Here is a 24,493-nt window from a genome sequence, read left to right as displayed (position 1 = left end):
GACTGCTGCGCAGCCGAGCGCGGGTAAGCCCGCTTGCTACAGATAGAGGTAGGTAGGGGAGGGCTTCAAGCCTTGCGCGTAGCGCCGTCGGTTTCTTTTTTGTTGAGGATGGCGGTGTATTCGCCGGGGTCGACGTCGTTGAGGTAGTAGTTGCCCACGTGGTGCAGGCGCCAACGGATCGGGTCGTGGGTGGTGTGCACCCGGGCGTTGCGCCAGAAGCGGTCCAGGTTCCATTTGCTCAGGGAAGAGCTGGCGCCCAGCAAGGAGAAGATATCGCTGGAGATTTTCAGCGAAGCGCTGTCGGAGTGGGCGCGGGCGGTGGCCACCGAGAGGATCAGCTCGTCTTGCAGGGCTTTGTTGTCCGGGTCTTGCTCATGGGCATCGAACACCCGCGCAGCGTCGCGCAGCAGGGATTCGGCGGCGCGCAGGGCCACGGCGTATTCACCGATCTGCTTGATGATGTGCGGCTCTTCGTTGGCGTGATCGACGCCGCTTTCCACCCAGGGCCGGGCGTTGTGCTTGAGGTAATCCACCGCCGCACCGAGGGCGCCGGCGGCGATGCCGGTGTCGATGGCTGCGTGGAGGATCTGCGGGAAGGTCAGGCCGGTGCGCTTCATCGGGCCTGTGCGCGGGGACACGAAGGCCTCGTCCAACTCGATGTTGTCGAACCGCACTGTGCCGCTCACCGAGTTTTTCTGGCCGAAGGCGTCCCAGTCGTCCACCAGGGTCAGGCCCGGGGTATTGCGGTTGAGCAGCACCCCGGCGCCGCCGTCGTCGCTGGCGGCGGTGAGGGCGATCCACTCGGCCAGGTAAGCGCCGGTGGAGTAGAACTTGCTGCCGTTGAGGATCAGCCTGCCGTCGGCGCGGCGCTCGACGCGGGTCTTGAGGGCGAATTTGTTTTTGCCGCCGATTTCCGCCAGGGCATTGCCAAAGCGCTTGCCGGCCAGCACATCGGCGAGCAAGCGATCGCGCACCGCGTCCGGGTAGCCGCTGAAGATACCGCGCAGCATCACGTTATGGATTTGCAGCAATTGCCCGACGCCACCGTCGGCCACCGAGATGATGCGCACCGTCTCGACGAGGGTCGCCACCGAGGCGCCGAGGCCACCGAAGGCCTTGGGCACGCCGATGGCGGTCAGGCCGCTCTCGGACAGCAATTGCGCCTGGCGCCGCGGCAACTGGCCGTTTTGCGCCGGGTCGGCGGCGATCTCGGCGATTTCTCGGGCGATCTGCCTGGCCACGGCAATGGCCTCGGCCTCGCTGCCCAACGGGCGCTGCGGCGCCTGTTCTTGCAGGGCCTGGGTGATGGGGTTGCGTTGAGCCGTACTCATGGGTCCACCTCTTAAATGTCTCGGAAGGTCGCTGCCCTGAATGGCGGGGCGCTGGAGGGGCTTGAGCAAGTTCTGCGCCAAGGCCCGCCGAGGCCTTGCAAGCCATGTGGCGCAAGGCTTTGGCACTCTCAGGCCGGGGCGGGTGTTGCTGGGGCAGCAGCGCGCGGCGGCCGGCTGCTGGGCCAGCAACAGTGGCGGCGCAATCCTGTTGGCAGGCCAGCAGCCCCGGGCCCGGTGCGGGCGGCAAAACGCTTGAAAATCAGGGCCTTGCCGGATTGGCACGGGCGCTGCAATAGGCCTTGGCAACGCTGACCCACAGGAACCGTGCCATGACCCTCGCTGCCGTACCGTCCACACCTGCCGCCCTGGACCAGATCTGGTTTACCCGTTGCCCAGTGCCGACCGCTTCGGGCATCGCCTACAAGCTCGGCTGGTTGAGCGAGGAGTTCGCCGCCGACGGCTTGCCCGTGTCCACCCTGCAAGAGGCCCGGCAACTGGGCCACCACCATTACGATCACGAACTGCCCGGGCTGTTTCGCGAAGGCGGTAACGTGCCGGCCCTGGCCGCCCGCGCCTCAGGTGCGCCGAGCCGTTTGATCGGCCTGACCTGGATCGAGGAATGGCAAACCATCCTGGTGCGCCCCGACTCGGGCATTCGCCAGCCGCAAGACCTCAAGGGCAAACGCCTGGCCCTGCCGGCCTGGGGCGACAGCCGCCCGGGAAGCATCGCCCGGGCCATGAGCCTGCACGGCTACAAAGGCGCACTGAGCCTGGCCGGGCTGGGCTTTGACGACGTGGAACTGGTGGAAGTGGCGTTGCAGGACCAGCAGGCCGCCAGCGCCAACGAAGGCTTGCAGCGCCTGTGGTCGGGCCTCGATTACCTGGCCCGGGGCGAGGTGGACGCGGTGTACGTCAAGGGTGCCTCGGCGGCTGACGCGGCGCGGCGCCTGGGCCTGGTGGTGGGCATTGACCTAGACCTGATCGCCGCGCCGCGCTACCGCATCAACAACGGCACGCCCCGGCCGATCACCGTGCACCAGAGCCTGCTCGATAATCACTTCGAGCTGGTGGTGCGCTTCCTCGCCCAGACCCTCAACGCTGCCGAATGGGCCGCCAACAACCGTGCCGGGCTCAACGCCATCCTCGAAGAGGAAACCCGGGCCGGCAGCGCCGGGGTGGACGAGGCCTATCGCGGCGACTTCCACACCACCCTGGCCCCGGACCTGTCGGCCCAACGCCTGGATGACCTGGGTGTGCAGAAAGACTTCCTATACCTGCACGGTTTCCTCGAGCGGGACTTTGCCATCGCCGATTGGGTCGATGCCCGCCCGTTGCAAGCCGCCCACGACCTGCTGGCCAAGCGCCGCGCCTGAACCTGGAGCACCCCGATGACTGTCCTTATCCATGAACAACCGATCAGCGCCGAACTGCAACGCTTTATCGACCAAGTATTGGTGGACGCCGAGCAGGCGTTCACCGTGTTTCGCGAGACCGGCACCCTCACCGCCAACGGCACCGTGGGCTTTATCGAGCGGGTGCCGGGCCAGGAGCTGCTGGTGTCGGTCAACTACGGCGGGCCGTGGCACTACCGCGAGCCGCTTGCCGCCACCGTCACCGATTTCAACGGCGAGGTGATCTTGGGCAAAGGCAAGGGTGGGCTGGGCCGCTACACCAAGCTGTTCCAGCAACACCCGGACGTGACCACCGTGTCCCACGTGCACTCGCCGTACCTCGGCGCCTGGGCCCAGACCCACCGCACTTTGCCGTTCCACTACGTGCCCGTGCAGCGCTACCAGTTGGCCCGTGAGCTGGCGGTGTACATCGACCGGCGCCAGCCCGAGGTGGACTTCATCCTCGACACCCTCGCTGCCAACCCCTTCAACTTGGCGATCCTGGAAGCCAACGGCGGCTCTACCGTATGGGGCAAGCAGGGGCTGCGCGCCACCGCTGAGTTCATCCTGCTGCTGGAGGAGGGCGCGCGCCTGCAACTGCTGGCTGACGCCCTCGGCGGCTCCCGCGCCTACGGCCCGGGCGTGCTGACCCAGCAATGGAAAATGAGCGGCCTCTACGAGCGCGCCAGCGAACTGGGCCTGGTGCCCGGGATTGATCGCAAGGCTTGAAGTCTTCCCGTTTCCCCTTGTGGGAGAAGGCTGGCCCGCGATGGCGGTCTGGCAGTGGTCCATCGTTATCGCGGGCAGGGCCCGCTCCCACCGTTAAACGGTGGTGTGGGTGGGGTTTTCATTTTCCTCTGTGGCAGCGAGCCTGCTCGCGATGGCGGCACGCAGTGGCGGTGACGAGTGGGCGAGGTGAGACAGTTGCTCCCACAGTGTTGGCAGGGTTACTGCCCCTCCAGGCTCTGGCGCACTTTGTCGAGCAGTTCCTGGATGTGGAAGGGTTTGATTATCAGGTCCATACCGGTGCCCAAAAAGCTTTGCCGGTTGGCGGCGTTTTCGGCGTAGCCAGTCATGAACAACACCGGCAGGTTCGGGTGCCAGCCGCGGGCGAGGTCGGCCAGTTCACGGCCATTGAGGCGCGGCAGGCCGACGTCGGTCAGCAGCAGGTCGATGCTGGGGTCGCTTTGCAGGCACGACATGGCTTCTTCCACATCGGCCGCCAGGGTGCAACGGTAGCCGGCGTCCACCAGCACTTCGGCGACGAAACCACGCACGGTGGGCATGTCCTCGACCACCAGCACGTGTTCGCCGCTGTTGGCCTGGAACACCTCGTTCACTTGCGGCACCTGGGCCACCGGCTCGGCGCTGGCGGGCAGCATGATGGTCACTTCGGTGCCTTGGCGCGCCACGCTGCGGATGCGCGCATCGCCGCCGGACTGGCGGGCGAAACCGTAGATGCTCGACAGCCCCAGGCCCGTGCCCTGGCCTAAGGGTTTGGTGGTGAAAAACGGATCGAAGACCTTGTCGATCACGTGGTGGTCGATGCCGATGCCGTCGTCGCGCACGGAAATCGCCAGATAGGGGCCGTTTTCCAGCTTGATGCTGCCGTGGGAGTAGGCCGCGTAGGTGGTCACCCAGATATTGCCGCCATTGGGCAGTGCGTCGCGGGCGTTGATGACCAGGTTGAGCACCGCGCTTTGCAGCTGGATCGGGTCCACCAGGGCGACGGCGGCTTTGCTGGTCAGTTCCAGCTTCAGCGAAATGCGTTCGCCAATGGTGCGCACCAGTAATTCTTCAAGGGAACGGATGTGCTCGTTGATGTCGATGGGCCGGGTGTCCAGCGGCTGTTGCCGGGCGAAGGCCAGCAGGCGATTGGTCAGCCCGGCGGCGCTCAAGGCGGAACTGAGGGCCGCGTCGGCGTAGTCGATGACCTTTTCGGGGCGCTGGCTGGCCATGCGTTTTTTTATCAACTCAAGGCTGGTGATGATCCCGGTCAGCAGGTTGTTGAAGTCGTGGGCGATGCCGCCGGTGAGCTTGCCCAAGGCGTCCATTTTCTGCGCTTGCAGCAGTTGCGCCTCGGTGCGGGCCAGGCGGCTGGTGGCGTTGTCCAGTTCGGCGCGTTGGTCACGCTCGCGGTGGCGGTGCTCGGTGACGTCCTCGACGAACACCAGGCTCAGTTCAGGAGTGCGGTAGGGGGAAATCTGCCACTCGGTCTCGCGGGTCTGGCCTTCGACCTGGATGCTCAGGGTGCCTTTCCAGCGCTCACCGGCGGCCAGGCGCTGGCGCAGTTCCTGGATCACCGCGCACTGGTCCTTGCTGAAACATTCGAGCAGGGCGTCGGGGTTGAGGTTGTCCTGCACCAGTTGGGCAAACGCATGGTTGCATTCGTGGACCTTGAGCTGGGCGTCCATCACGGCGATGGGCGCGCTGATGTTGAAGAAAATTTCGCGAAACCGCGCCTCGCTCTCGCGCAGCGCGTACTCGGTGTCGCGCACCCGCAGCAAGGTGCGCAGGGTGGCCAGGAGCACGTCGGGGTCCACGGGGTGGGTCAGGTAGGCGTCGGCCCCGGCATTGAGGCCGGTGATGATATCGCCGGTCTCGATGGACGCCGCCGAGACATGCACCACCGGCAGCAGCGCGGTGGCCGGGTCGGCCCGCAGGATGCGCACGATGTCAAAGCCGCTCATGTCCGGCAGGTTGACGTCCAGCACCAGGCCATCGACCTGCTCTTGCGTGATGATGTCCAGGCCATCCTGGCCGGTGCCGGCTTCGAGCACCTGGTAGCCGTGCTGCACCAGGCGCCGGCGCAGGGCGTAGCGGGTGGCAACGTTGTCGTCGACGATCAGCAACCTGATGTCACGCTTCATGAACGGGCTCCGAGGGAATGGACAGCGGGATTATCACGAAAAACGTCGAACCGGCGCCGGGAACACTGTCCACCCCCACGCTGCCGCCGAGCAACGCCGCAAAACGCTTGCACAATGACAGGCCCAGGCCGGTGCCGCGCAGTCTTTTTTGCAGGGGCGAGTCGATTTGCGAGAAATCCTCGAACAGGTTGCCATGCAGCTCGGGGGGGATGCCCAGGCCAGTGTCGCTGACCGCGAAGCGGATCTGCGTGGGGTTGAGCATGTGGGCCGAGACTCGCACCTCGCCTTGCAGGGTGAATTTCAGGGCGTTGGAGATGAAATTGCGCAAAATCTGCGCCAGCTTCTTGTCGTCGGTGTAGAGCCTGGGCAGGCCCACCGGCTCCTCGAAGATGAGGTCCACGGCACTGGCGTTGACGATGGGCCGGAACATGCCGCGCAGGGCCGCGAACAGGTCGAACATGTCGAACCAGGCCGGGGAAATGGTGATGCGCCCGGCCTCGATCTTCGCCAGGTCCAGCAAGTCGTCGACCATGTCGGTCAACTCCCGGGCCGAATGGCTGACGAACGCTACCTGCTTGTGTTGCTCGGCGCTCAGCGGGCCGTCGAGTTCGTCGGTGAGCAGGCTGGCGATGCTCAGGATCGAGCCCAGGGGCGTGCGGAACTCATGGCTCATGTACGACAAAAAACGGCTTTTGAGGTCCGAGGCCTGGCGCAGTTGCTCGGCCTGGGTGTCGAGCTCGGCGTACAACGCCAGCACGCCCTGGTTGGTGTCTTCCAGTTCGGCGCGCAGGGCATCGGCCTCCGCGCGCAACTGGCGCACCAGGGCGCTGTCGTCAGCGCCAGGCGGGGTAGGGCAATCAACCATCACTGGCCTCCAATGCAATCACGAATACGGTGACGTCATCCCGGCCCCGGCAGTAGTCACGGTGCAGCAGGGCGGCGATAAGCGCCGGATGACGGTGGACAAGGCCGGGATAGTCCGCCAGGTTCCAGCGCGATTGCAGGCCATCGCTGTAGAGAATCAGCAATTGGCCATGCACTGGAGCGTAGTCGAACACCTGGGCGCGCCGGAACTGGCTGCCGACGATGCCGGGGTGGGACGGCAAGCCCTTGGAGCTGCCCGGGGCGATCAGGCAGGCGCCGATGTTGCCTACCCCGGTGAAGCTCAGACGATCGGCATGGGCGTCGAACTGGGCGAACGCTAGGGCGCCGCCACGGGTGCCGTTCATCGCCAGGTGGATCTCGTTCATGAGTTGCGAGGGTTCGCTGAAGGGCTCCAGGGCAAAGGCCCGGGCGCCGGCCAGGGACGCCCGCTCGGCTTCGCTGCCATGACCCAGGCCATCGGCTACTAGCACGCTGAGGCGTGACGGCTCCAGCACCAGATGCCAGGCGTCGCCGCAGGCCGGGTCGTGGTGCAGCGAATGCTGGCTGACGCCGTAGCGCACATCCTTCGCTGCAACGCCACGCGGGTACAGGCGTGCCAGCACCACGGCGCCACGGCTGTCCACGTACACGTCGAACACCTCAGCCAACCGCGAGATCGCCCCCAAGCCAATACCCTGGGTGCCGCCGGTGGAGTAACCGTCCACCAGGCAACTGTCGAGGTCAAAGCCCTGGCCTCGGTCGATGGCGATGATTTCGATGCCGCTGGCGCCAGCCCCCGGCAGTTCGCGCAGGTGCAACTCGCCGCGCACGGCGTGCTTGAGCAGGTTGCTGGCCAGCTCGGTGACCACCAGGGCCACGCGTCCGGCGTCAGTGTCGTTGAACCCATAGCCTTCGGCCTGGCGCTGCGCGGTGCGGCGGGCGTGGCCGATCTGGCTGGGGTCTTCAATGGGCAGCACGTGGGTGATGGCGCTGGGGATATTCAGACCCATCGTGTGATCGCCACGCGGGTGCCCTGGCCAGGCGCGGTGTCGAGCTCGAACTCGTCCACCAGGCGCCGGGCGCCCGTCAGGCCCAGGCCCAGACCGCTGCCGGAGGTCCAGCCGTCGGTCAGCGCCAGTTTGAGGTCGGCAATGCCGGGGCCTTCGTCGCGAAACAACAGGCGCAGGCCGGTGCGCGCCGGCTCTTCGATGATCTGCCAATCCATATGGCCGCCACCGCCGTACACCATGGTATTGCGCGCCAGTTCACTGACGGCGGTGACCAGTTTGGTCAGGTCGATCAGGCGCATGCCGCATTGCTGGGACAGCTTGCGCGCCAATTGCCGGGCCAGGACCACGTCCTGTTCGATCTGGATCGGATGAGTGCCACTGCTGGGCAGGGTCATGATTGCGCCAACCGTTCGTTGAGCAACTTCATACCGCGCTCGACATTCAGCGCCGTGCTTACGCCGGGCAGGGTCAGGCCCAGTTCCACCAGGGTGATGGCCACGGCCGGCTGCATGCCCACCAGCACGGTTTGCGCGTCCATGATCCGCGAAAGCCCGGAAATGGTGCCGATCATGCGCCCGATGAACGAGTCCACCATGTCCAGGGCGGAGATATCGATCAGTACGCCTCGGGCGCAGGTGCGGTTGATGCGTTCGGACAAGTCGTCCTGCAGGGTCAGGGCCAGTTGGTCGTGCATATCAACCTGGATGGTCACGAGCAGCAGCTCGCCCATCTGCAAAATGGGGATGCGCTCCATGCTTACACCGCCTTGCTCACGCTGACGCCCAGGCGTTTAAGGGCCAGCGCCAGGGCATCGGCCAGGTTGGCTTTGGTCACTACGCCTTGCAGGTCCAGGCCCAGGTGCACGATGGTCTGGGCGATTTGCGGGCGCACGCCGCTGATGATGCAGTCGGCACCCATCAGGCGGATGGCGGTGACGGTCTTGAGCAGATGCTGGGCCACCAGGGTGTCCACGGTGGGCACGCCGGTGATGTCGATGATGGCGATTTCCGAGCCGGTATCAACGATGCGTTGCAGCAAGGATTCCATCACCACTTGGGTGCGCTGCGAGTCGAGCGTGCCGATCATCGGCAGGGCCAGCACGCCGTCCCACAGCTTGACCACGGGGGTGGACAGCTCCAGCAGTTCTTCCTGCTGGCGCTGGATCACCGCCTCGCGGGACTTCTGGAAGGTGGCGATGGTGTGCATGCCCAGGGTGTCGAGCAACTCGGAGACTTCCCACAGTTGCTCGGCCAGCAGGGCAGGTTCCTCGTTGTATTCGCGTTGCAGCAGGGCGAACAGCGGGCCCTTGAGGGCAAAGATGAAGTTGGCGGTTTGCCGCGAGTCCTGGCCCGCGAGGGCGCGGCTGTGGGAGAGCTTTTCCAGGAACTGGCGGGTTTGCGCCCAATTCTCAGTGGCAACGCTTTGCCCGTTACCGCCGTCGAGCGCGGCGACGATCAGGCCGAGAAAACTGCTGGCCTGGTGCTGCAAATCTTCTTCCTTGAGGTTGCGCGACCCGCCGGAGGCTTGGAGGCTGGCGACCCATTGGGTGAGCAGTGCTTGCTGATTCTGTTGAAGGGCCTGGAGGGTACGTGCTTGCAGTGTTGCCATGGGAGTGGCTCCTGAACGATTCGTGGGTAAATGACAACAAATAGAGATGAACGAATGACTGACCTGCGGCAATGGGTTTGGTTTTGCCCCGCTGCGGGTCCAATAGCGTTTTGTGACCGACGTCACGTTTGCCGCGTATTGGCAAAGTAATGGCGCCGCGCTGAGCATAGAACACCCTGTGCCGGGCCAGCGACGATGACAGCGAGCGCGCCCACGCCCGCGTGGGTTGATGGCTTCGACGGACGGGCGCTGGCGGAGTTCAGCAAAAACTGCACCGGCGCCAAAAAAAACCTGCGCCCCTGTTTATAGCCAGCCGGCGTGCCCGCGCCCGGTCGTGCAGCGGCCGTCAATCGCGGTATGTGGACGAACCTTAAGGGCGGTTTTGCCACCCAGCGCGGGCGAGCCCGCTTGCGACAGACAGAGGGGGACCTGTTATGGCTTGTAATAAATTGCGCGTATGAATTTGTCCGAAGTGTTGTAGGGTTTCTCCCCCAATTTTCTTCAGGTTTTTATGAGTACGTTACTGGAGCCTCCCAGTCCCCTGTTTCATCTGACACCCCGCCGCTTGTCCGCGATGACCACCCTGGCCATCGATTCTGCCGTACCCGCCAAGCCCCTGTTGCCGACTGTCCTTTGCCTGCGCGATGCCTATGCCCGTGCCCGGGCGTTGCGGGGGGTTGAGTAATCATGGAATGGATTGCCGACCCCACGGCCTGGCTGGGCCTGGCCACCTTGATTGTGCTGGAGCTGGTGCTGGGCATCGATAACTTGGTGTTTATCGCCATCCTGGCCGACAAACTGCCGCCGGCGCAGCGTGACCGCGCGCGGGTGATCGGCCTGTCCCTGGCGTTGCTGATGCGCCTGGGCCTGCTGGCCAGTATTTCCTGGATGGTGACCCTCACCGCGCCGCTGTTCGAGGTGTTTGACAAGAGCTTCTCGGGCCGCGACCTGATTATGTTGTTCGGCGGTGTGTTCCTGTTGTTCAAGGCCACCATGGAACTGCACGAACGCCTCGAAGGCCATGTCGCCGAGCGCACCGCCAACGGTACTTACGCGCGGTTCTGGCCCATCGTCGCGCAGATCGTGGTGCTGGACGCGGTGTTCTCCCTGGACGCGGTGATTACCGCCGTGGGCATGGTCGAGCACTTGGCGATCATGATGATCGCAGTGATCGTCTCCATCGGCCTGATGATCGTGGCCAGCAAGCCGCTGACCCGCTTCGTCAACAGCCACCCCACCGTCATCATGCTGTGCCTGGGCTTTTTGATGATGATCGGCTTCAGCCTGACGGCCGAAGGCCTGGGCTTCCACATTCCCAAGGGCTATTTGTACGCGGCCATCGGGTTCTCGATCCTGATCGAGGTGTTCAACCAGATCGCCCGCGCGCGGCGCAAGAAAAGCCTGCAAGGCGTGCGCCCCTTGCGTGAGCGCACCGCCCATGCGGTGATGCGCCTGCTGGGTGGGCGCACCCTGGGCGCCGACGAAGTGGGCGAGGAAATCGCCGACATGCTTGAAGGCGAGGCCAGCGCGCAGGTGTTCGACCGCCGCGAACGCATCATGATTAGCGGCGTGCTGCAACTGGCCGAGCGGCCCATTCGCACGGTGATGACACCCCGGGCGCAGATCGACCCTATCGACCTCGCCGACAGCCCCCAGGCCATTGCGGCGAAACTGATGCACTCGTCCTACTCGCGCCTGCCGTTGATTCGTGACGGCCGGGTGGACGAGCCCCTGGGCTTCGTGCACAAGAAGGAGCTGCTCAAGGAGCTGTTGGCCGGCAACCAGCCGGACCTGGCGACCATGGCACGCCAGACCATCAACTTGCTCGACAGCTTCACTATCCTCAATGCCCTGGAGCAAATGCGCAAAGCCTCGACCCACATCGCGTTCGTGGTCAACGAGTTCGGCGACTTCATCGGCCTGCTGACGATGACCGACATCCTCGAGTCCATCGCCGGCGAGCTGCCGGATTCCTGCGAGATCGAAGGACCGAACATCGAGGCCACTGCCGAGGGTTTTGTGGTCAACGGCGCCCTTAACCTGAGCCTGGTGCGTGAGCAGATCGGCTTCCAGGCCCAGGCCAGCGCGGACTACCAGACCCTCGCCGGCCTGGTGATGAGCCTGCTCGATCGCTTGCCGCTGATCGGCGACCGTCTGCACTGGCAGGGCTGGAGCCTGACGGTGGTGGAAGTCAAGGAACGGCGGGTGACCCGGGTGCTGATGCGCCAGGACGCGGAGACGGCGCAGTAACCGGTGCGCGCCGGGGGTGATACCCTGGCGCGCTTCCCCGTATCGCCCCAAGAGGAGCCCCCATGCGCGAACGCCCCGCCGCCCGTTTGCTGGTCATCAGCCCCGCCCGCGAAGTGCTGTTGTTTCGTTTCGTACACAAGGACGGCGCGCTGGCCGGCAAGGACTACTGGGCGACCCCCGGTGGCGGCGTCGAGCCGGGGGAAAGCTTCGAGGCCGCGGCCATTCGGGAATTGCGCGAAGAAACCGGCATGGTCATCGACAGCGTCAACGCCTCTGTCGCCCAGCGCACCTTTGAACTGATGCTGCCCGACGGCGAAACCGTGCTGGCCATCGAGCGTTTTTATCTGGTTCATGTGCATGACACCCAGGTATCTCGGGCCCAGTGGACGGCTGAAGAGGTGCAGGTGATGGCTGACCACCGCTGGTGGTCAGCCGCCGCACTGCGCCAGACCACCGACCTGGTGTGGCCCGCCGGGCTGGCGGACCTGCTCCAGGCGCTGGGGGCGTTCGAACCGGCGTGACGCGCCCCCCCAAAGCCGGCTCGTCAGCCGTGCCGGGTGACCTACCAATCACTCCTGCGCGGCACCGGCCCGGCCTGTGAGGGAAATAGCGGCAGCACCTCTTCGGCCAGTTCCTGCACCACCTCGGCGGCGGGGCGGGTGCAGAACTGGATGCCCAGGGCGGCATGGTTGACCCCTTCGCGCTGCCATTGGCTCAACAATTCGATCAAGCCCTTGCGCCCGGTGCGCAGCACATAGCCGCCTTGCAGCGGGGTGCGCGGATGGTCGGGGTCGGCCACCAGGTCGAGCCATTCATTGGTGACGTGGGGGCGGAAGCCGCCATCGCTGATCGCGCTGCGCCATTGCGCGATTTTCTGCCCCAGGCGCCGTGGCCCGTCGCTGTTGTGGGTGGCCTCGGGGAAGGTCAGCCAGCCGTCGGCGTGTTCGGCAATCCACTGCGGCGTCTGTCGGCTGGTGCCCGTCACCAATAGCGGGATGGTGCCGCTCACCGGTTTCGGCAGCAGTTCGGCGTCGCTGATACTGCCCAACGGGCTGTGCAGTGCGCGCCGCCCGGTTTGCAGCAATTGCCGAAAGTCGCTCACCGCCTGGGCAAAGCGTTCGCCGCGCTGGCTGTGCTCTAGACCATAGGCGGGAAACTCCCCGGGCCGGTCTCCCGACGCGATGCCCATCACCAGCCGCCCGCCCGAGAGTTGATCGACGCTGGCCGCGGCCTTGGCCAGGTCGATGGGGTGGCGCAGGCTGAAAATCGCACTGCCGGTGGCCAGGGCGATGCGTTCGGTGTGGGCGGCGAGGAAGGCCAGGTAGGTGAAGGGGTCGAACACTTGGCCGGCGTCGCCGAACGTCGGGTCGTACAGCGGCACGTCACGCACCCAGACGCCGGCAAAGCCCTGGCGGTCGATTTCGCGCACCAGCCGCGCCTGGCCGCGCAGCACCTCGCTGTCGCCCTGGTAAAAGCGCAGCGGCAGGAAAACCCCCAGGGTCAGGTGCCCGGGGGCGAACATGCGCCGGTAGCCAGGATGCTGGGCAAAGGCTTGGCAAGAGGCACCGCACAGGCGGGTAGGAAGGGGCATGGTCAGGCTCCTGTGACCGGTGCGGGTAGGCTCAGGCCGGTTTGCACGGCGGGGCGGGCGGCCACACGCTGGTGCCACGCGCTGAGGTGGGCGAAGGCGCTGAAGTCAAAACCGACCAACTGGGCGATGTGGCTCCAGCCGAAGTGGGCGATGTCGGCGATGGAGTACTCGGTGCCGGCCAGGTACGGCTGTTGGGCCAGGCGCGTGTCGAGGGTGGCGAAGGCTTCTTCGCTCAAACGAGTAAAACGCTGGACCTGAACCGGGTCTGGCGGGTTGGCAAACACTTGGGCATGCACCCGTTGCCCCAGCAGCGGCCCCACGCTGGCCGCGTGGAACACCAGCCACTGGATCGCCTGCCAGCGCGCCGTGGGCTCGTTGGGTAGCAGGCGCCCGGTTTGGTCGGCGAGGTAAAGAAGGATGGCGGCGGACTCGAACAGCGTGATGCCGGTGCTGTCGTCCACCAGCACCGGGATGCGGCCGTGGGGGTTGAGGCGCAAGAAATCGGGGTGGCGGTGTTCGCCGCGGTCGATCTGCACGTGGTGCAAGCGGTAGTCCAGGCCCAGTTCCGCCAGGGCGATGGTGGTTTTGAAGCCGTTGGGTGAACTGTCGGTGTAGAGGTGGAGCATGGGGCGTCATCCTGTCAGTGCTTGGCTGGTGTAGTTTTTCTAAAGCGGCTAAGGTGGGCCGCTTTTCGATAATGGCCATCTGTACCGCCTAGCGGAAACGATGATTTTTCACCCCTGAGTTAAGGAAAACTAAAGCCTATGAGCCGTCCCTTGCCGCTACAGGCCTTACGCGCCTTCGTCGAAGTGGGCCAGCACGGCAGCATCAAGGCTGCGGCGGCGGTGCTCAATGTCACCTCTGGGGCGGTGAGCCAGCAGATCCGCCTGCTGGAGGAGCGGGTCGGCCTGGCGCTGTTCACCCGTGAGCGCCAGGGCCTGCGCCTGACGCAAACGGGGGCGGCGGTGTACCCGGCGTTGCACGAGGCCTTCGCACAGATCGCCCGGGCCAGCGAGGCCCTGGAGCAGATCCAGGCACGCCAGACGTTGACGGTGAGCACCGTGGCCACCTTCGCTGCGTCCTGGCTGGTGCCGCGCCTAGGGCGCTTCAACCAGCGCCACCCGCAAATCGAAGTGCGGGTGGAGGCCACGTCGGCCCTGGTGGATTTTCGCCGCGACCGGGTGGACGTGGCCCTGCGCCACGGCTTGGGGCAGTACCCGGGGTTGTACGTTGCGCGGTTGATGGCGCCGGTGCTGGTGCCGGTGGCGCGCCCGGGCCTGCTGGCGGGGGACCGGCTCGGCGCGCCCGCCGACTGCCTCGACCACCCGCTGCTGCACGATGCCGACCGTGCCGACTGGCCGCTGTGGCTAACCGCCCATGGCGTGGCGGCGGACCCACGGGCCGCGCGCGGTTCGGCGCTGGAGGATGATTTTTTGCTGATCCGCGCCGCCGAGGCCGGCCAGGGCCTGGCCCTGGTACCCCAGCAATACGCCGAGCAGGAGATCGCCGCCGGGCGCCTGGTGCAAGTGCTGGACAAACCCTGGCCGGCGCGTTTCGCCTACTACGCGGTGGCTCGCCCGGAGGCCATCGAGCGCCCGGCGGTCAAGGCGTTTCTGGCCTGGATCATGGAAGAAGCCGCCGCCCTGGGTTAAGGTGGCGCGCTTCGCTCCCGCCCTGGAACCCGTTCGCCGATGCCCCTGATCCGTCATTTCCAAAGCCCGCCGCCCGAGGCGATCGACAGCCAGATCCTGCAACTGGTGGTGGACAACCTCACCGACATCAGCGCTATCGGCATCGGGCCAAGCAACCTGCTCTACAACGTCTACCAATACGCCGTCGGCTACGAGGTGCACCTGTACCTGCAAGCGCTGGGCGGTGGCCAAGGCGTGGCGGCAGAGTTGCTGGTGGCCATGGACGAAGACGACCCCGAGGCGCTGCTGGGTTTTGTCCTGTACCTGCCGGTGCAGGACGACCCCCTGGCCTGCGGCGTGGCCTTCATGGCGGTACGCGCCAGCCATCGGCGCCAGGGGGTGGCGCGCGCGCTGCTGGGGCAGATGCTCGCCCGCTATCCCCACGGCGAATTGACCTGCGCGGTGGATAAGGTGGCGTACTTCGAGGCCCTGGGCTTCACCGTGCTGGGCACCCGTGGCCCGCACGTGCTGATGAGTACCCGCCAACGGCCCACCGATGGGCTGATGGCGGTGCTGGACGTGGCGCCGGTGTACCGCTCCCTGGAAGTGCGGCAGATCCACACCTACCTGCTGCAAAAGCACGGCAAGCGGGCAATGCTCGACGCCGAAAAACAACGCGACCGCCACCTCGACCAAATGACCCGCAAGGCCCAGGCGTTCGTCCGCCAACGCCTGGGCTGAGCCTCTATGGCGTGCCGTTGCGCCCGTGCAGCAAGTAGCCGGGGCGCTGGCTCAGGCGCTCGTAGTAGGCGCTGACCGCCGGCAGGTGCGGGTGCTGCAACGGGGTCTGGAACCAACGGTTGACCGACAGCCCGATGGCGATATCCGCCAACGAGAACGCCTCGCCGCTGACATGCCCGCCGCTGGCCTGGAGCTGGCCTTCGAGAATCGCCATGTTCGCGGCCCATTGCCCGCAGGCTTCGGTCAGGGCCTGCGGGTCCTGGTGCGCCGGCGAGTGGCGGACCAGGGACAGGAAAGGGTAAGTCCAGGATTTGTTCAGGTCGGTGGCCTGCCAGTCCAGCCACTGGTCCACCCGGGCCCGGGCGCGGGGCTCGGTGGGGTAGAGCGCGGTGTTGCCTTCACGGCCCGCCAGGTAGCGGATGATCGAGTTGGACTCCCATAGCACGAAATCCTCGTCCTTTATCACCGGCACCATGGCGTTGGGGTTGAGCGCCAGGAACGCCGGGTCGTGGGTGGACTGAAAGCCCGAGCCCCAGTTTTCGCGGGCGAAGGGCAGGCCCAGTTCGGCGCAGGTCCACATCACTTTGCGCACGTTGATCGACGAAGCTTTACCCAGAACTTGCAGCATGGCGTGTCCTTGTCAGTGGCGGTGCATGACTATCGCTGATCGCCTGCCCTCGGGAAAGTGGCAAATCGCTAGTGCCTGCTTGACTCCACGTATCTGCCGGCGCTGTTGCTCAATCGCCGCGTACGCCTGGGCCAGGGGAAAGACTCGGTAGCGCCCCTGGCGCGCAGGTTCGGGAATCAGCCCGAGGGCTTCGTACAAGCGAATGGCCGGTGAGGCTGGCGAGCTGGCCTGCGAACATAGGGCGCCCTGACAGGTGGGCTGGGGGTCATGGTTTGCCGAACAGCGCGGTCCAGTAGATCCCGGCATCGCTTTTCGGGTCTGCGGCGTAGGCCGCGCCCAGTTCCTGGAACGCTGGGTTCATCAGGTTGGCGCAATGCCCGGGGCTGGCCAGCCAGCCGTCGATCACGGCGCGCACGCTGTCGTGGCCGGCGGCGATGTTTTCGCCGATCTGCTGGCCCTGGTAGCCGGCCAGTTCGGCGCGATCGCCCGGGGTGCGACCGTCGCGGTCGCGGTGCTCGAAGAAATTCTGGTTGGCCATGGCACGGCTATGGCCTTCGGCGGCGCTGGCCAGGGCTGCATTCCAGGCCAACGGCGCACTGGCCTCCAAGCGTTGGGCGCCGCACTGGCGGGCCTGGGCGCGGGCGCCGTTGAGCAGCTCCAGGAGTTTTTGCCCTTCAGCCTGCCAATCCCCCAGGCGTGCGCTGAGCAACGGGCGCGCCAGGACGATGCGCCATTCCCGGCCCTCGCGGCTGATGCCGACATCGACAAATTGCGGGTCCAGCACCACTTGGCAGAAGCTCTCGCGCACGGCCTGCATGGCGGCGGCCCCATCCCTCGGGCCGGACAGGCGAATGGCCTGCACATTGACCATCGGGTAACTGGCCTTGACCAGGGCCTGTTGCAGGTCGCCCATGCCGGTGGCGGGCAGGATCAGGCGCGGGTCGCTGGCCAGGGGTGGCAACTCCCCCAGGGCCTGGCCGGCGCAGCGTTGGATCTGGCTGCGGTAGCTGTTGAGCGAGTCGACCAATTGCGACTCTTCGCTGGCCATGGCGTGGGTGGTGCAGGCCAGGGCAAGCGTGAGCGCGCCAAGGCGCAGGACAGTGGTAAAGCCCATGGAGATCTCCTGGTGACGGACCGCGCCATGATGCGCGATAACACCGCGCCGAGTACAACCGCTTTTCATCCCGCGCAGGGGTTTGCCCCCATCTTTGCGGGGCTTTGGCCGACTACACTGAGCAAGTCGAACCGACCCTGCCGCACAAGGACTGCCCCCATGGGAACCCTACTGAACATCCTCTGCCTGGCGCTGTGGCTGGGCGCCGGGCAAGCGCTGGCCGGCGCCCAACAGGCCGAAGACAAGGCCCAGGCGCTGGAGCACAGTGCCGCGCAGCAGGACCTCGCCACCCCTGCGCCCAAGGGCCAGGCCATTACCCCTACCGAAGTGCAAGCCGTAGACCCGGCCGGCGCCGCGCCTCTGGACGACGCCATCACCTGCCTGGCCCGCAGCATCTATTGGGAAGCCAAGGGCCGCGCCAGCGCCGAGATGGAAGCGGTGGCCAGCGTGGTGATGAACCGCCTCGGCCATGAAGGCTTCCCCGACACCGTTTGCGCGGTGGTCAAGCAGGGCTCGGAAAGCGGCGCTTGCCAGTTTTCCTGGTGGTGTGACGGCCGCGCCGACGCCGTGCAGGAAGAGGCCCAATACAGCCTCGCCAAGGAAATCGCCCGCAAGGCCCTCAACCGCCAACTCCAGGACCGCACCCTTGGCGCCCTGTACTTTCACGACCGCAGCGTAAGGCCCGACTGGGCTGGGGTTTACGTCAGGACGAACGCCACGGGGCGGTTCGTGTTCTACAAGCCTAAGGGTGGGGAGGCGAAGTAGCGCCATCGTTGGGCGCGAGCCTGCTCGCGACGAGGCGGGCAGAGCGCCGGCACTTGTCTCTTCAGCAGTAGCGCTGTCGCGAGCAGGCTCGCTCCCACAGGGGGCGGGTTTGGCCCCGGGTCAGGCCGTTTGCCTGCGCATCGCCAGCAGGGCGGTGCCGAAGCCGATGAAGGTGGTGCCGACCACGCGGTTGACCCAGCGGGAGAACTGCGGGCGGCTGAGCAGGCCGCGGGCCTGGGAGGCGAGCAGGGCGTAGACGCTCAGGGAACTGAGGGACAGCGCCATGAAGATCAGGGTCAGGATCAAAAATTGCGGCACCAGCGGCGCTTGCTGGTTGATGAATTGGGGAAACAGGGCAGTAAAGAACATCGCCGCCTTGGGGTTGGTGGCGGCGGTGAGGAAAGCGGACTTGAACAGTTTCAGCCGCGACGGCATCGCACCGCGTTGCTGTGGGTCGCTGTCGCCGCCGAGCACGGCTTTCTTCGTGAGCAGGGCTTTGGCGCCGAGGTAGAACAGGTAGGCCGCACCGAGGACTTTCAAGGCGTTGAACACCCATTCGGAACTGGCGATCAGCGCACCCAAGCCCAGCATGGCGGCGGCGGACATGCAGAACAGCCCGCTGGCGTTGCCCAGAGACGACCACAGGGTGGATTTGGCGCCGTAGGTCAGGCTGTTTTGCAGGGCCATCACGGTGGCGGGGCCGGGGCTGGCGATGGCGATGCCGGCGACCAGGGTGTAGGTGAGTATCGAATGGGCATCCATGTTCGCATCTCGAGGCAGGGTCACGGCGGCCATTGGGGCCACCGTGTGGGGGTCAGTTGGAGTGGGCGAGCTCTTCGGTGGCGCTGGTGTCTGGCGTTGGGTCCGGGGCTTGGGTGACGACGGTGAAATCGCTGACTTCGACGGTGCCGACACCGTAGCCTACCAAGTGGAAGGAAAAGGCCTTGCGCGACTGCGGGTTATTGAACCGAAAGTCCATTTCCAAAGGCTGCCCGGCGGTGAGCACCATGGCCTCGGGCAGGCCGATCTGTACGTCTTTTTCAAACTCCTTGGCCTTGAGCTGGATCGAGGCGTTGTCTTGCAAGTCCACCGAGCGGATGGTCAGGCGCACGTGGGTTTGGGAGCCCTTGGGCATTTCCAGGTACTGGGCGCCGATCAGGTTGTCGGTCCAGTCGTTGTTGGGTTGGGCATGCAAGGGCAGCACTTCGGGGCCGCCGAACTGGTAGCGCTGGTTCAGCGGCGAGCCCAGCAGCGTGCGGTCCAGGCCTTCGGCGCGGGCGGCGACTTCGCGGGCGCGTTTGCCGCCGTACTGGCCAAGGTAGCTCACCCGTTCGGCGATGAACCCTGCGCTGCTGTAGTCGCGGCAGCGTTGCTGGAAATCGCATTCGGTGAAGGTGCCCAGGCCATTGTGGTAGCGCAGCTTGCCGTTGGTGAACGACATGATTTCGCGGCCGCTGTCGTAGTCGCGAAACAGCGAGCGCCCGCTGAGGGCGGCGGGCACCGGCAGGGCGAAGTAGTCCAGCACCGAGGTCGTCAGGTCGACATGGCCGTACACCCCGGGCTTGACCCGTGGCAGTTGCGCCTGCTCGGGCGCCAGGGTCAGGTTGAAGCCCCAGGATGAGGCCAGGCGCACGCCGTCGATGCCGTGGGATTCGTCGGAGGTAATCATCACCAGGGTGTCTTTCAACACGCCCTGGCGTTCCAGGCCCGCGAGGAACTGGCCGAGGGCGTCATCCAGGTAGGCCACGGCGGCCTGCTTGGGGGTGTCGTAGCGTTGCAGGTATTCCTCGGGCGCCGAGTAAGGCTGGTGGGTGCCGACGGTGAGGAGGGTGAGCATCCAGGGTTTTTTCTGTTTTTTCAGTTGGCCGACGTAATCCAGCGCGCCCTCGAAAAACGCCTTGTCGTCCTTGCCCCAGGGGAAGTCCAGGTACGAAGCGTTGGTGAACCATTCCAGGCCCAGGGTGGCGTCGAAGCCGATGTGGGGCATGATTTTGTCTTTGGCCATGAAGCGCAGGCCCGCGCCTTGCAGAAAGTGCGTGGAGAACCCGTTCTGGCGCAGTTGGGCCGGCAGGCAGGCTTGGTTGCGCTCGTTCAGGTTGAGCATTTCCACGCCTTTGGGGGTGCCGTTGTCGAGCTTGTCGTAGTCGCCGCAGAGCATGGCGTACAGGCCACGGATGGTTTGGTGGCTGTGCAGCACATAGTCGGGGGTGTTCATGCCGCGCTCGGCCCAGCGGCTGAGGTTGGGCATGAGGTTTTCCTGGTAGCTGCTGTTGAGCGCCTGGCGATTGACCCCGACATACGCCCCGGGAATGCCTTCCAAGGTGATGATGAGCACGTTGCGCGCCTGCCCGGGGTCACTGAGCAGGTGATGGCCATTGAGGTCCAGTTGGGTCAGGCCGGCCATGTCGGGGGCGATATCGACGCCATCGTCCAGCAGCCAGTCTTCGGCGCGCATCTGCACGTCGCCGACGCCCGCGGCGAGCAACTGGTGCGGCAGGTTGAATTGTTCCCACTGGTCGGCGTCCGAGGGCGCCAGGTGCTGGCTTGCCCAATGGCCGATCAGCAGCAGCGCCGGGGCGGCCCAGGCCTTGCGCGGCAGGGCGGGCGCGGGGCGATGGCGCCCGGCCCACTGGGTGGCCAGCCACAGGCCCAGGCCCAGCGCCAGGGAAACCGCCAGCCAGGGCTGGGCGAAGCCGCCGCCGGTGGAGTTTTCGACGAACTGCGGGTCGAACAGGTAATGCAGGTCCGTGACATCCGGCATGCGCCCCACGGCGCTGACCAACTCGGCCGTCGCCACGTTGAGCAGGCCCCAGAACAACAGCACCGGCAGCGCCAGCCACCAGGGCCTGCGGTGCAGCACCAGCACCAGCAGGCTGCCGATGCCCAGGTCCGACAAGTAACCCAGCGGGTTGGACCAGCCCAGTGCGGCGCGTAGGCCCACCGGCAGAAGCAGAACGAGGATGACCAGGGCGATCAGGCGTGCGCGTGGTTGTTGCAACCCGTGACGGATGATGTTCACAAAAAAACCTTCCAGACATGAAAACGACACAAAAGTGTGCTGGATGGTACCAAGGCACGGACGCGAGGGCCCGATTAATCCGTCTACACGCTGGCCAAGCGCACTGGAGCGGACCTAGTGCGAAAACTTTTTCGCCCCCGCCACACAACCAATCACCGCCACGGTGACCCCCACCATGCCCAGGCTGACGGGCTCGTGCAGCAAGCTCGCCGCCAGGGCCAGGCCGAAGAAGGGTTGCAGCAACTGCAACTGGCCGATCGCCGCGATACCACCCTGGGCCAGGCCGCGATACCAGAACACGAAACCGATCAGCATGCTGAACAGCGACACATAGCCCAGGCACGCCCACGCCGCCGGGCTGATACCGGCGAATGTCGGCGGCGCCAGCCACAGGGTCAACGGCGCCATGGCCGGCAGCGCTAACAGCAGCGCCCAGCAAATCACCTGCCAGCCGCCGAGGCTGCGCGACAGCTTGGCTCCTTCGGCGTAACCCAGGCCGCACAGCAGCACGGCCAGCAGCATCAGCAAGTCGCCGGCGGGCGAGGCACTCAAGCCCTGGGCCACGGCATAGCCGACCACCAACAGGCTGCCCAGCACGGAGAACAACCAGAACACCGGGCGCGGCCGCTCACCGCCGCGCAACACGCCGAACACCGCCGTCGCCAGGGGCAGCAGGCCGATGAACACAATGGAATGGGCCGAGGTCACGTATTGCAGGGCCAGGGCGGTCAGCAGCGGAAAGCCCAGCACCACGCCCAGGGCGACGATCAGCAGGGGCAGCACCTGGGTGCGGGAGGGGCGTTTTTCCCGCAACAGCAACAACAGGCACAGGGCCACAAGGCCGGCGAGGGTGGCCCGGGCGACCGTGAGGAACACCGGGTTGAATTCCAGTACGGCCACCCGGGTGGCCGGCAGCGAGGCGCTGAAAATCACCACGCCGATAAAACCGTTGAGCCAGCCACTGGCGCTTTTTTGTGCGGGGTTCAGGAGTGTGGTGTGTGCCATGGGGGCTTACCTTGGGGAGTGATCGTGGCATGCTAGGGCGGCCCCTCAATACAATCAAAAAATTGTCCTGGATACATCTACCTATGTCTCGCTCCCGCTATAAAGCCCTGGTGGATGCCCTGGCCGGCGACATCCGCAGCGGTCGCCTGCTCCCCGGCACGCGCCTGCCCACCCACCGCCAACTGGCCAGCCGCGAGGGCTTGGCACTGGTCACCGCCTCGCGGGTGTATGCCGAGTTGCAAGCCATGGGCCTGGTGAGCGGCGAGACCGGGCGCGGTACCTTCGTGCGCGAAACCTCGCTGCCGCCGGGCCTGGGCATCGACCAAAAAACGGTAACCCCAGGGGTGGTGGACCTGAACTTTAACTACCCCGCGCTGCCGGGCCAGGCTGAGTTGCTGCGCAACGGCTTGCGGCAGTTGGCGGCCAGCGGCGACCTCGAAGCCCTGTTGCGCTACCAACCCCACGCGGGCCGCCCCCACGAACGGGCGTCGGTGGCGCGCCACCTGCAAGCGCGCGGGCTGACGGTGGGCGCCGAGCAGGTGCTGATCGTCAGCGGTGCCCAGCACGGCTTGACGGTGGCGCTGATGGCGCTGCTCAAACCGGGGGACGTGATCGTCGCCGATGCCTTGACCTACTCGGGGTTCAAGGTGCTGGCCGAAGCGCTGCACCTGGAGGTGCTGGCGATTCCGGTGCTGGAGCATGGCCCCGACCTGGCCGCCCTCGACCACCTGTGCCGCAACCGCCGGGTGCGCGCGCTGTACAGCATGCCGACCCTGCACAACCCGTTGGGTTGGGTGATGAGCCGCGAGGCGCGGGATGGGTTGGTCGACATCGCCCGCCGTCACGACCTGCTGATCCTTGAAGATGCCGCCTACGCCTTCCTCGTCGACAATCCGCCGCCGCCCCTGGCCCACCTGGCGCCCGAACGCACGGTGTATGTGTCCGGCCTGTCGAAAAGTGTGGCCACGGGCCTGCGGGTGGGGTTCGTCGCTGCGCCGCTGCACCAGGTGCCCGCCCTGGAACGAGCAGTGCGCGCCACCACCTGGAACACCCCGGGGGTGCTCACCGCCCTGGCCTGCGCCTGGATCGACGACGGCACCGTGCTGCACCTGGAAGCGCAAAAACGCGACGACGCCCAGGCCCGCCAGCACGTCGCGGCCAAAGCCCTGGCCGGGTTGCCCTGGGTGGGCCACCCGGCGTCGTACTTCCTCTGGCTACCCCTGGGCGAAGACGCCCGCGCCGACCGGATCGCCAAGGACCTGTTGGCGCGGCAGATCGCCGTCTCCACCGCCGAGCCCTTCGCCACCTCGGCCCACGTGCCCCATGCCTTGCGCCTGGCCTTGGGCTCGGCCCCTTTGGAAACCCTTGGCCCGGCCCTGGAAACGGTGAAGTGGGTGGTGCAGGCGCACACCTAGGCCTGCGCACCCTGATTTGCCGATGGCGGCAGGTTGGTGTGGGCGCGGGCTCTGCTCCTCTTCTATGGGAGCAACTGTGTTACCCCTGCCATTTGTCACCGCCACTGCGTGCCGCCCTCGCGAGCAGGCTCGCTCCCACAGAGGAAAAACAAATCCCACCCACACTGTGGGAGCGGGCCCTGCCCGCGATGAAGCCGGGGCAGGCGATGCACTTCTGGCGGCTGGAATGCCACCCTCGCGGGCGAGCGGCGCCGCCCGGCCTGCTGGCGAAGCCCTTACTGAGCGCCCGCCACAAACACCAGCGCCTTCAAGCCGCTGCGCGGGTCGATGTCGGGGAATTCCGGGGGGTTGTCCAGGCGTTGCACAAAGCGCAGGCCCGGGGCGCCTTGGGTGACGCCGTCAATGATGAAGTCGGCGCCCAGGGACGGGTCGTTCATGCACGCCAGGACCGTGCCGCCCTCGGCCAGCAGTTCCGGCAGGCGGCGGATGACGCGGGCGTAGTCCTTGGTCAGCAGGAAGCTGCCTTTCTGGAAGGACGGCGGGTCGATGATTATCAGGTCGTAAGGCCCGGTGTGCTTGACCTTGCCCCAGGACTTGAACAAGTCATGGCCCAAAAAGCTCACGCGGGTCAGGTCATGGCCGTTGAGGCGGTGGTTGTCGCGGCCTCGGCTCAGGGCCGCGCGGGACATGTCCAGGTTGACCACATGGCGCGCGCCGCCCTCGATGGCCGCCACCGAGAAGCCGCAGGTGTAGGCGAACAGGTTCAGCACCCGCCGGTCGCGAGCGTTGGCCTTGACCCAGTCGCGGCCGTAGCGCATGTCGAGAAACAGCCCGCTGTTCTGCTTTACGCCCAAGTCCAGCAGGTAGCGCAGGCCGCCCTCGGTGAGGGTCCATTGCTCCAGCGGCTCGCCCAACAACCACTCGGTGGTGCTTTGCGGCAGGTAGCGGTGCTGCAGCGCCAGGTGATGGGCGCCACTGGCTTGCCAGGGCGCTTGCTGGGTGAGGGTGTGCAGGCTGGCGACGAGGGCCTGCAACTGTTCCTGGCTCGGTTCCTTGAACAACGACACCAGCACCACCCCTTGCAGCCAGTCTACGGTCAGTTGTTCCAGCCCCGGCCAGCAGCGCCCACGGCCATGGAACAGGCGCCGGGTTTCGGCCGGCGGGGCTTGCAGGGCGGTGGACAGGTGAGCGTGCAGGGTGGACAGGGCGTCGGCATTCATCGGGCAGGTTCGGCAGGGGGAAAGGCCGGCATTCTAAACA

The 24,493-nt window shown here is 66.0% G+C and carries 23 protein-coding genes; 8 read left to right on the top strand and 15 right to left on the bottom strand.

Features of this window, described 5'->3' with window-relative positions; translation table 11 throughout:
• Positions 1-65: 65 nt before the first annotated feature.
• Positions 66-1,331 (bottom strand): acyl-CoA dehydrogenase family protein, encoded by a 1,266-nt coding sequence (locus AC19YT_RS06850; protein ID WP_500609986.1) that lies wholly within the window; start codon positions 1,329-1,331, stop codon positions 66-68.
• Between the two features lie 329 nt (positions 1,332-1,660).
• On the opposite strand from AC19YT_RS06850, the gene AC19YT_RS06845 reads away from it, so the two are divergent.
• Together AC19YT_RS06845 and AC19YT_RS06840 are read left to right on the top strand one after the other, a co-directional pair.
• On the top strand, positions 1,661-2,704 hold the full coding sequence (locus AC19YT_RS06845; protein ID WP_095108225.1) for an ABC transporter substrate-binding protein: 1,044 nt from the start codon (positions 1,661-1,663) through the stop codon (positions 2,702-2,704).
• 15 nt (positions 2,705-2,719) lie between these two features.
• Positions 2,720-3,451, top strand: coding sequence for a class II aldolase/adducin family protein (locus AC19YT_RS06840; protein WP_500609985.1), 732 nt, complete (start codon positions 2,720-2,722; stop codon positions 3,449-3,451).
• Between the two features lie 218 nt (positions 3,452-3,669).
• On the opposite strand, the gene AC19YT_RS06835 is transcribed toward AC19YT_RS06840, so the two are convergent.
• Genes AC19YT_RS06835 through AC19YT_RS06810 form a run of 6 tightly spaced genes read right to left on the bottom strand, consistent with a single transcriptional unit; the run spans position 3,670 to position 9,074 of the window.
• Entirely contained in the window at positions 3,670-5,592 is a 1,923-nt protein-coding gene (locus AC19YT_RS06835) for a PAS domain-containing hybrid sensor histidine kinase/response regulator (RefSeq protein WP_500609984.1), read from the bottom strand.
• The gene (locus AC19YT_RS06830) at positions 5,582-6,457 is read right to left on the bottom strand and encodes a sensor histidine kinase (protein ID WP_095108228.1); all 876 of its coding nucleotides are present in this window, start codon (positions 6,455-6,457) and stop codon (positions 5,582-5,584) included. Before AC19YT_RS06830 ends, AC19YT_RS06835 begins: the two co-directional genes overlap by 11 nt.
• Complete coding sequence (locus AC19YT_RS06825) at positions 6,450-7,466, bottom strand: ATP-binding protein (RefSeq protein ID WP_500609983.1); 1,017 nt, start codon at positions 7,464-7,466, stop codon at positions 6,450-6,452. Before AC19YT_RS06825 ends, AC19YT_RS06830 begins: the two co-directional genes overlap by 8 nt.
• Positions 7,457-7,861, bottom strand: coding sequence for an anti-sigma regulatory factor (locus AC19YT_RS06820; RefSeq protein ID WP_095108229.1), 405 nt, complete (start codon positions 7,859-7,861; stop codon positions 7,457-7,459). The genes AC19YT_RS06825 and AC19YT_RS06820 overlap by 10 nt, the downstream gene beginning before the upstream one ends.
• On the bottom strand, positions 7,858-8,220 hold the full coding sequence (locus tag AC19YT_RS06815; RefSeq protein ID WP_095108230.1) for an STAS domain-containing protein: 363 nt from the start codon (positions 8,218-8,220) through the stop codon (positions 7,858-7,860). Before AC19YT_RS06815 ends, AC19YT_RS06820 begins: the two co-directional genes overlap by 4 nt.
• 2 nt (positions 8,221-8,222) lie before the next feature.
• Positions 8,223-9,074, bottom strand: coding sequence for an STAS domain-containing protein (locus AC19YT_RS06810; protein WP_095108231.1), 852 nt, complete (start codon positions 9,072-9,074; stop codon positions 8,223-8,225).
• A 687-nt stretch (positions 9,075-9,761) separates the two neighbouring features.
• Between AC19YT_RS06810 and AC19YT_RS06805 the strand changes: the two genes are divergently transcribed.
• Positions 9,762-11,324, top strand: a complete 1,563-nt coding sequence (locus AC19YT_RS06805) for a TerC family protein (RefSeq protein ID WP_095108232.1) — start codon at positions 9,762-9,764, stop codon at positions 11,322-11,324.
• 62 nt (positions 11,325-11,386) lie between these two features.
• Complete coding sequence (locus AC19YT_RS06800; RefSeq protein ID WP_095108233.1) at positions 11,387-11,845, top strand: NUDIX hydrolase; 459 nt, start codon at positions 11,387-11,389, stop codon at positions 11,843-11,845.
• 41 nt (positions 11,846-11,886) lie between these two features.
• On the opposite strand, the gene AC19YT_RS06795 is transcribed toward AC19YT_RS06800, so the two are convergent.
• Positions 11,887-12,915, bottom strand: coding sequence for an LLM class oxidoreductase (locus AC19YT_RS06795; RefSeq protein WP_500609982.1), 1,029 nt, complete (start codon positions 12,913-12,915; stop codon positions 11,887-11,889).
• 2 nt (positions 12,916-12,917) lie between these two features.
• Entirely contained in the window at positions 12,918-13,541 is a 624-nt protein-coding gene (locus tag AC19YT_RS06790; protein ID WP_500609981.1) for a glutathione S-transferase family protein, read from the bottom strand.
• A gap of 138 nt (positions 13,542-13,679) precedes the next feature.
• Here AC19YT_RS06790 and gcvA point away from each other — a divergent pair, with 138 nt between their 5' ends.
• Both gcvA and AC19YT_RS06780 read left to right on the top strand, forming a co-directional pair.
• Entirely contained in the window at positions 13,680-14,567 is an 888-nt protein-coding gene (gene gcvA, locus AC19YT_RS06785) for a transcriptional regulator GcvA (protein ID WP_500597809.1), read from the top strand.
• Between the two features lie 39 nt (positions 14,568-14,606).
• On the top strand, positions 14,607-15,287 hold the full coding sequence (locus tag AC19YT_RS06780; RefSeq protein WP_500609980.1) for a GNAT family N-acetyltransferase: 681 nt from the start codon (positions 14,607-14,609) through the stop codon (positions 15,285-15,287).
• Positions 15,288-15,291: 4 nt separating this feature from the next.
• On the opposite strand, the gene AC19YT_RS06775 is transcribed toward AC19YT_RS06780, so the two are convergent.
• Complete coding sequence (locus AC19YT_RS06775) at positions 15,292-15,915, bottom strand: glutathione S-transferase family protein (protein ID WP_095108238.1); 624 nt, start codon at positions 15,913-15,915, stop codon at positions 15,292-15,294.
• A gap of 265 nt (positions 15,916-16,180) precedes the next feature.
• On the bottom strand, positions 16,181-17,029 hold the full coding sequence (locus tag AC19YT_RS06770; RefSeq protein WP_500609979.1) for a CAP domain-containing protein: 849 nt from the start codon (positions 17,027-17,029) through the stop codon (positions 16,181-16,183).
• Positions 17,030-17,188: 159 nt separating this feature from the next.
• Between AC19YT_RS06770 and AC19YT_RS06765 the strand changes: the two genes are divergently transcribed.
• Positions 17,189-17,794, top strand: coding sequence for a cell wall hydrolase (locus AC19YT_RS06765; protein ID WP_095108240.1), 606 nt, complete (start codon positions 17,189-17,191; stop codon positions 17,792-17,794).
• A 120-nt stretch (positions 17,795-17,914) separates the two neighbouring features.
• On the opposite strand, the gene AC19YT_RS06760 is transcribed toward AC19YT_RS06765, so the two are convergent.
• The 3 genes from AC19YT_RS06760 to AC19YT_RS06750 all read right to left on the bottom strand — a co-directional run bounded on the left by AC19YT_RS06760 (position 17,915) and on the right by AC19YT_RS06750 (position 21,818).
• Positions 17,915-18,556 (bottom strand): LysE family translocator, encoded by a 642-nt coding sequence (locus AC19YT_RS06760; protein ID WP_500609978.1) that lies wholly within the window; start codon positions 18,554-18,556, stop codon positions 17,915-17,917.
• Positions 18,557-18,608: 52 nt separating this feature from the next.
• Positions 18,609-20,813 carry an LTA synthase family protein gene (locus tag AC19YT_RS06755; RefSeq protein WP_176465079.1) on the bottom strand — a complete coding sequence of 735 codons (2,205 nt, stop codon included), beginning with the start codon at positions 20,811-20,813 and terminating at the stop codon, positions 18,609-18,611.
• A gap of 114 nt (positions 20,814-20,927) precedes the next feature.
• Positions 20,928-21,818, bottom strand: a complete 891-nt coding sequence (locus AC19YT_RS06750) for a DMT family transporter (protein WP_500609977.1) — start codon at positions 21,816-21,818, stop codon at positions 20,928-20,930.
• Between the two features lie 83 nt (positions 21,819-21,901).
• Between AC19YT_RS06750 and AC19YT_RS06745 the strand changes: the two genes are divergently transcribed.
• Positions 21,902-23,233: an aminotransferase-like domain-containing protein gene (locus AC19YT_RS06745; protein ID WP_095108242.1), complete on the top strand. Its 1,332-nt coding sequence runs from the start codon at positions 21,902-21,904 to the stop codon at positions 23,231-23,233.
• 275 nt (positions 23,234-23,508) lie between these two features.
• Here the strand turns inward: AC19YT_RS06745 and AC19YT_RS06740 are convergent, their stop codons facing one another.
• Positions 23,509-24,453, bottom strand: coding sequence for a class I SAM-dependent methyltransferase (locus AC19YT_RS06740; protein ID WP_500609976.1), 945 nt, complete (start codon positions 24,451-24,453; stop codon positions 23,509-23,511).
• Positions 24,454-24,493: the final 40 nt, after the last annotated feature.

It is taken from the genome of Pseudomonas sp. MF08875, assembly GCF_059862525.1.
This window is presented reverse-complemented; position numbering and strand designations above follow the sequence as displayed.

Bases quoted from the DNA above. Each gene is read 5' to 3' on its own strand.
- AC19YT_RS06805 (WP_095108232.1), top strand. From the start codon at position 9,762: ATGGAATGGATTGCCGACCCCACGGCCTGGCTGGGCCTGGCCACCTTG.
- AC19YT_RS06795 (WP_500609982.1), bottom strand. From the start codon at position 12,915: ATGCCCCTTCCTACCCGCCTGTGCGGTGCCTCTTGCCAAGCCTTTGCC.
- gcvA (WP_500597809.1), top strand. From the start codon at position 13,680: ATGAGCCGTCCCTTGCCGCTACAGGCCTTACGCGCCTTCGTCGAAGTG.
- AC19YT_RS06750 (WP_500609977.1), bottom strand. From the start codon at position 21,818: ATGGCACACACCACACTCCTGAACCCCGCACAAAAAAGCGCCAGTGGC.
- AC19YT_RS06835 (WP_500609984.1), bottom strand. From the start codon at position 5,592: ATGAAGCGTGACATCAGGTTGCTGATCGTCGACGACAACGTTGCCACC.
- AC19YT_RS06770 (WP_500609979.1), bottom strand. From the start codon at position 17,029: ATGGGCTTTACCACTGTCCTGCGCCTTGGCGCGCTCACGCTTGCCCTG.
- AC19YT_RS06780 (WP_500609980.1), top strand. From the start codon at position 14,607: ATGCCCCTGATCCGTCATTTCCAAAGCCCGCCGCCCGAGGCGATCGAC.
- AC19YT_RS06745 (WP_095108242.1), top strand. From the start codon at position 21,902: ATGTCTCGCTCCCGCTATAAAGCCCTGGTGGATGCCCTGGCCGGCGAC.
- AC19YT_RS06740 (WP_500609976.1), bottom strand. From the start codon at position 24,453: ATGAATGCCGACGCCCTGTCCACCCTGCACGCTCACCTGTCCACCGCC.
- AC19YT_RS06845 (WP_095108225.1), top strand. From the start codon at position 1,661: ATGACCCTCGCTGCCGTACCGTCCACACCTGCCGCCCTGGACCAGATC.
- AC19YT_RS06775 (WP_095108238.1), bottom strand. From the start codon at position 15,915: ATGCTGCAAGTTCTGGGTAAAGCTTCGTCGATCAACGTGCGCAAAGTG.
- AC19YT_RS06830 (WP_095108228.1), bottom strand. From the start codon at position 6,457: ATGGTTGATTGCCCTACCCCGCCTGGCGCTGACGACAGCGCCCTGGTG.
- AC19YT_RS06760 (WP_500609978.1), bottom strand. From the start codon at position 18,556: ATGGATGCCCATTCGATACTCACCTACACCCTGGTCGCCGGCATCGCC.
- AC19YT_RS06765 (WP_095108240.1), top strand. From the start codon at position 17,189: ATGGGAACCCTACTGAACATCCTCTGCCTGGCGCTGTGGCTGGGCGCC.
- AC19YT_RS06825 (WP_500609983.1), bottom strand. From the start codon at position 7,466: ATGGGTCTGAATATCCCCAGCGCCATCACCCACGTGCTGCCCATTGAA.
- AC19YT_RS06815 (WP_095108230.1), bottom strand. From the start codon at position 8,220: ATGGAGCGCATCCCCATTTTGCAGATGGGCGAGCTGCTGCTCGTGACC.
- AC19YT_RS06790 (WP_500609981.1), bottom strand. From the start codon at position 13,541: ATGCTCCACCTCTACACCGACAGTTCACCCAACGGCTTCAAAACCACC.
- AC19YT_RS06820 (WP_095108229.1), bottom strand. From the start codon at position 7,861: ATGACCCTGCCCAGCAGTGGCACTCATCCGATCCAGATCGAACAGGAC.
- AC19YT_RS06800 (WP_095108233.1), top strand. From the start codon at position 11,387: ATGCGCGAACGCCCCGCCGCCCGTTTGCTGGTCATCAGCCCCGCCCGC.
- AC19YT_RS06850 (WP_500609986.1), bottom strand. From the start codon at position 1,331: ATGAGTACGGCTCAACGCAACCCCATCACCCAGGCCCTGCAAGAACAG.
- AC19YT_RS06810 (WP_095108231.1), bottom strand. From the start codon at position 9,074: ATGGCAACACTGCAAGCACGTACCCTCCAGGCCCTTCAACAGAATCAG.
- AC19YT_RS06840 (WP_500609985.1), top strand. From the start codon at position 2,720: ATGACTGTCCTTATCCATGAACAACCGATCAGCGCCGAACTGCAACGC.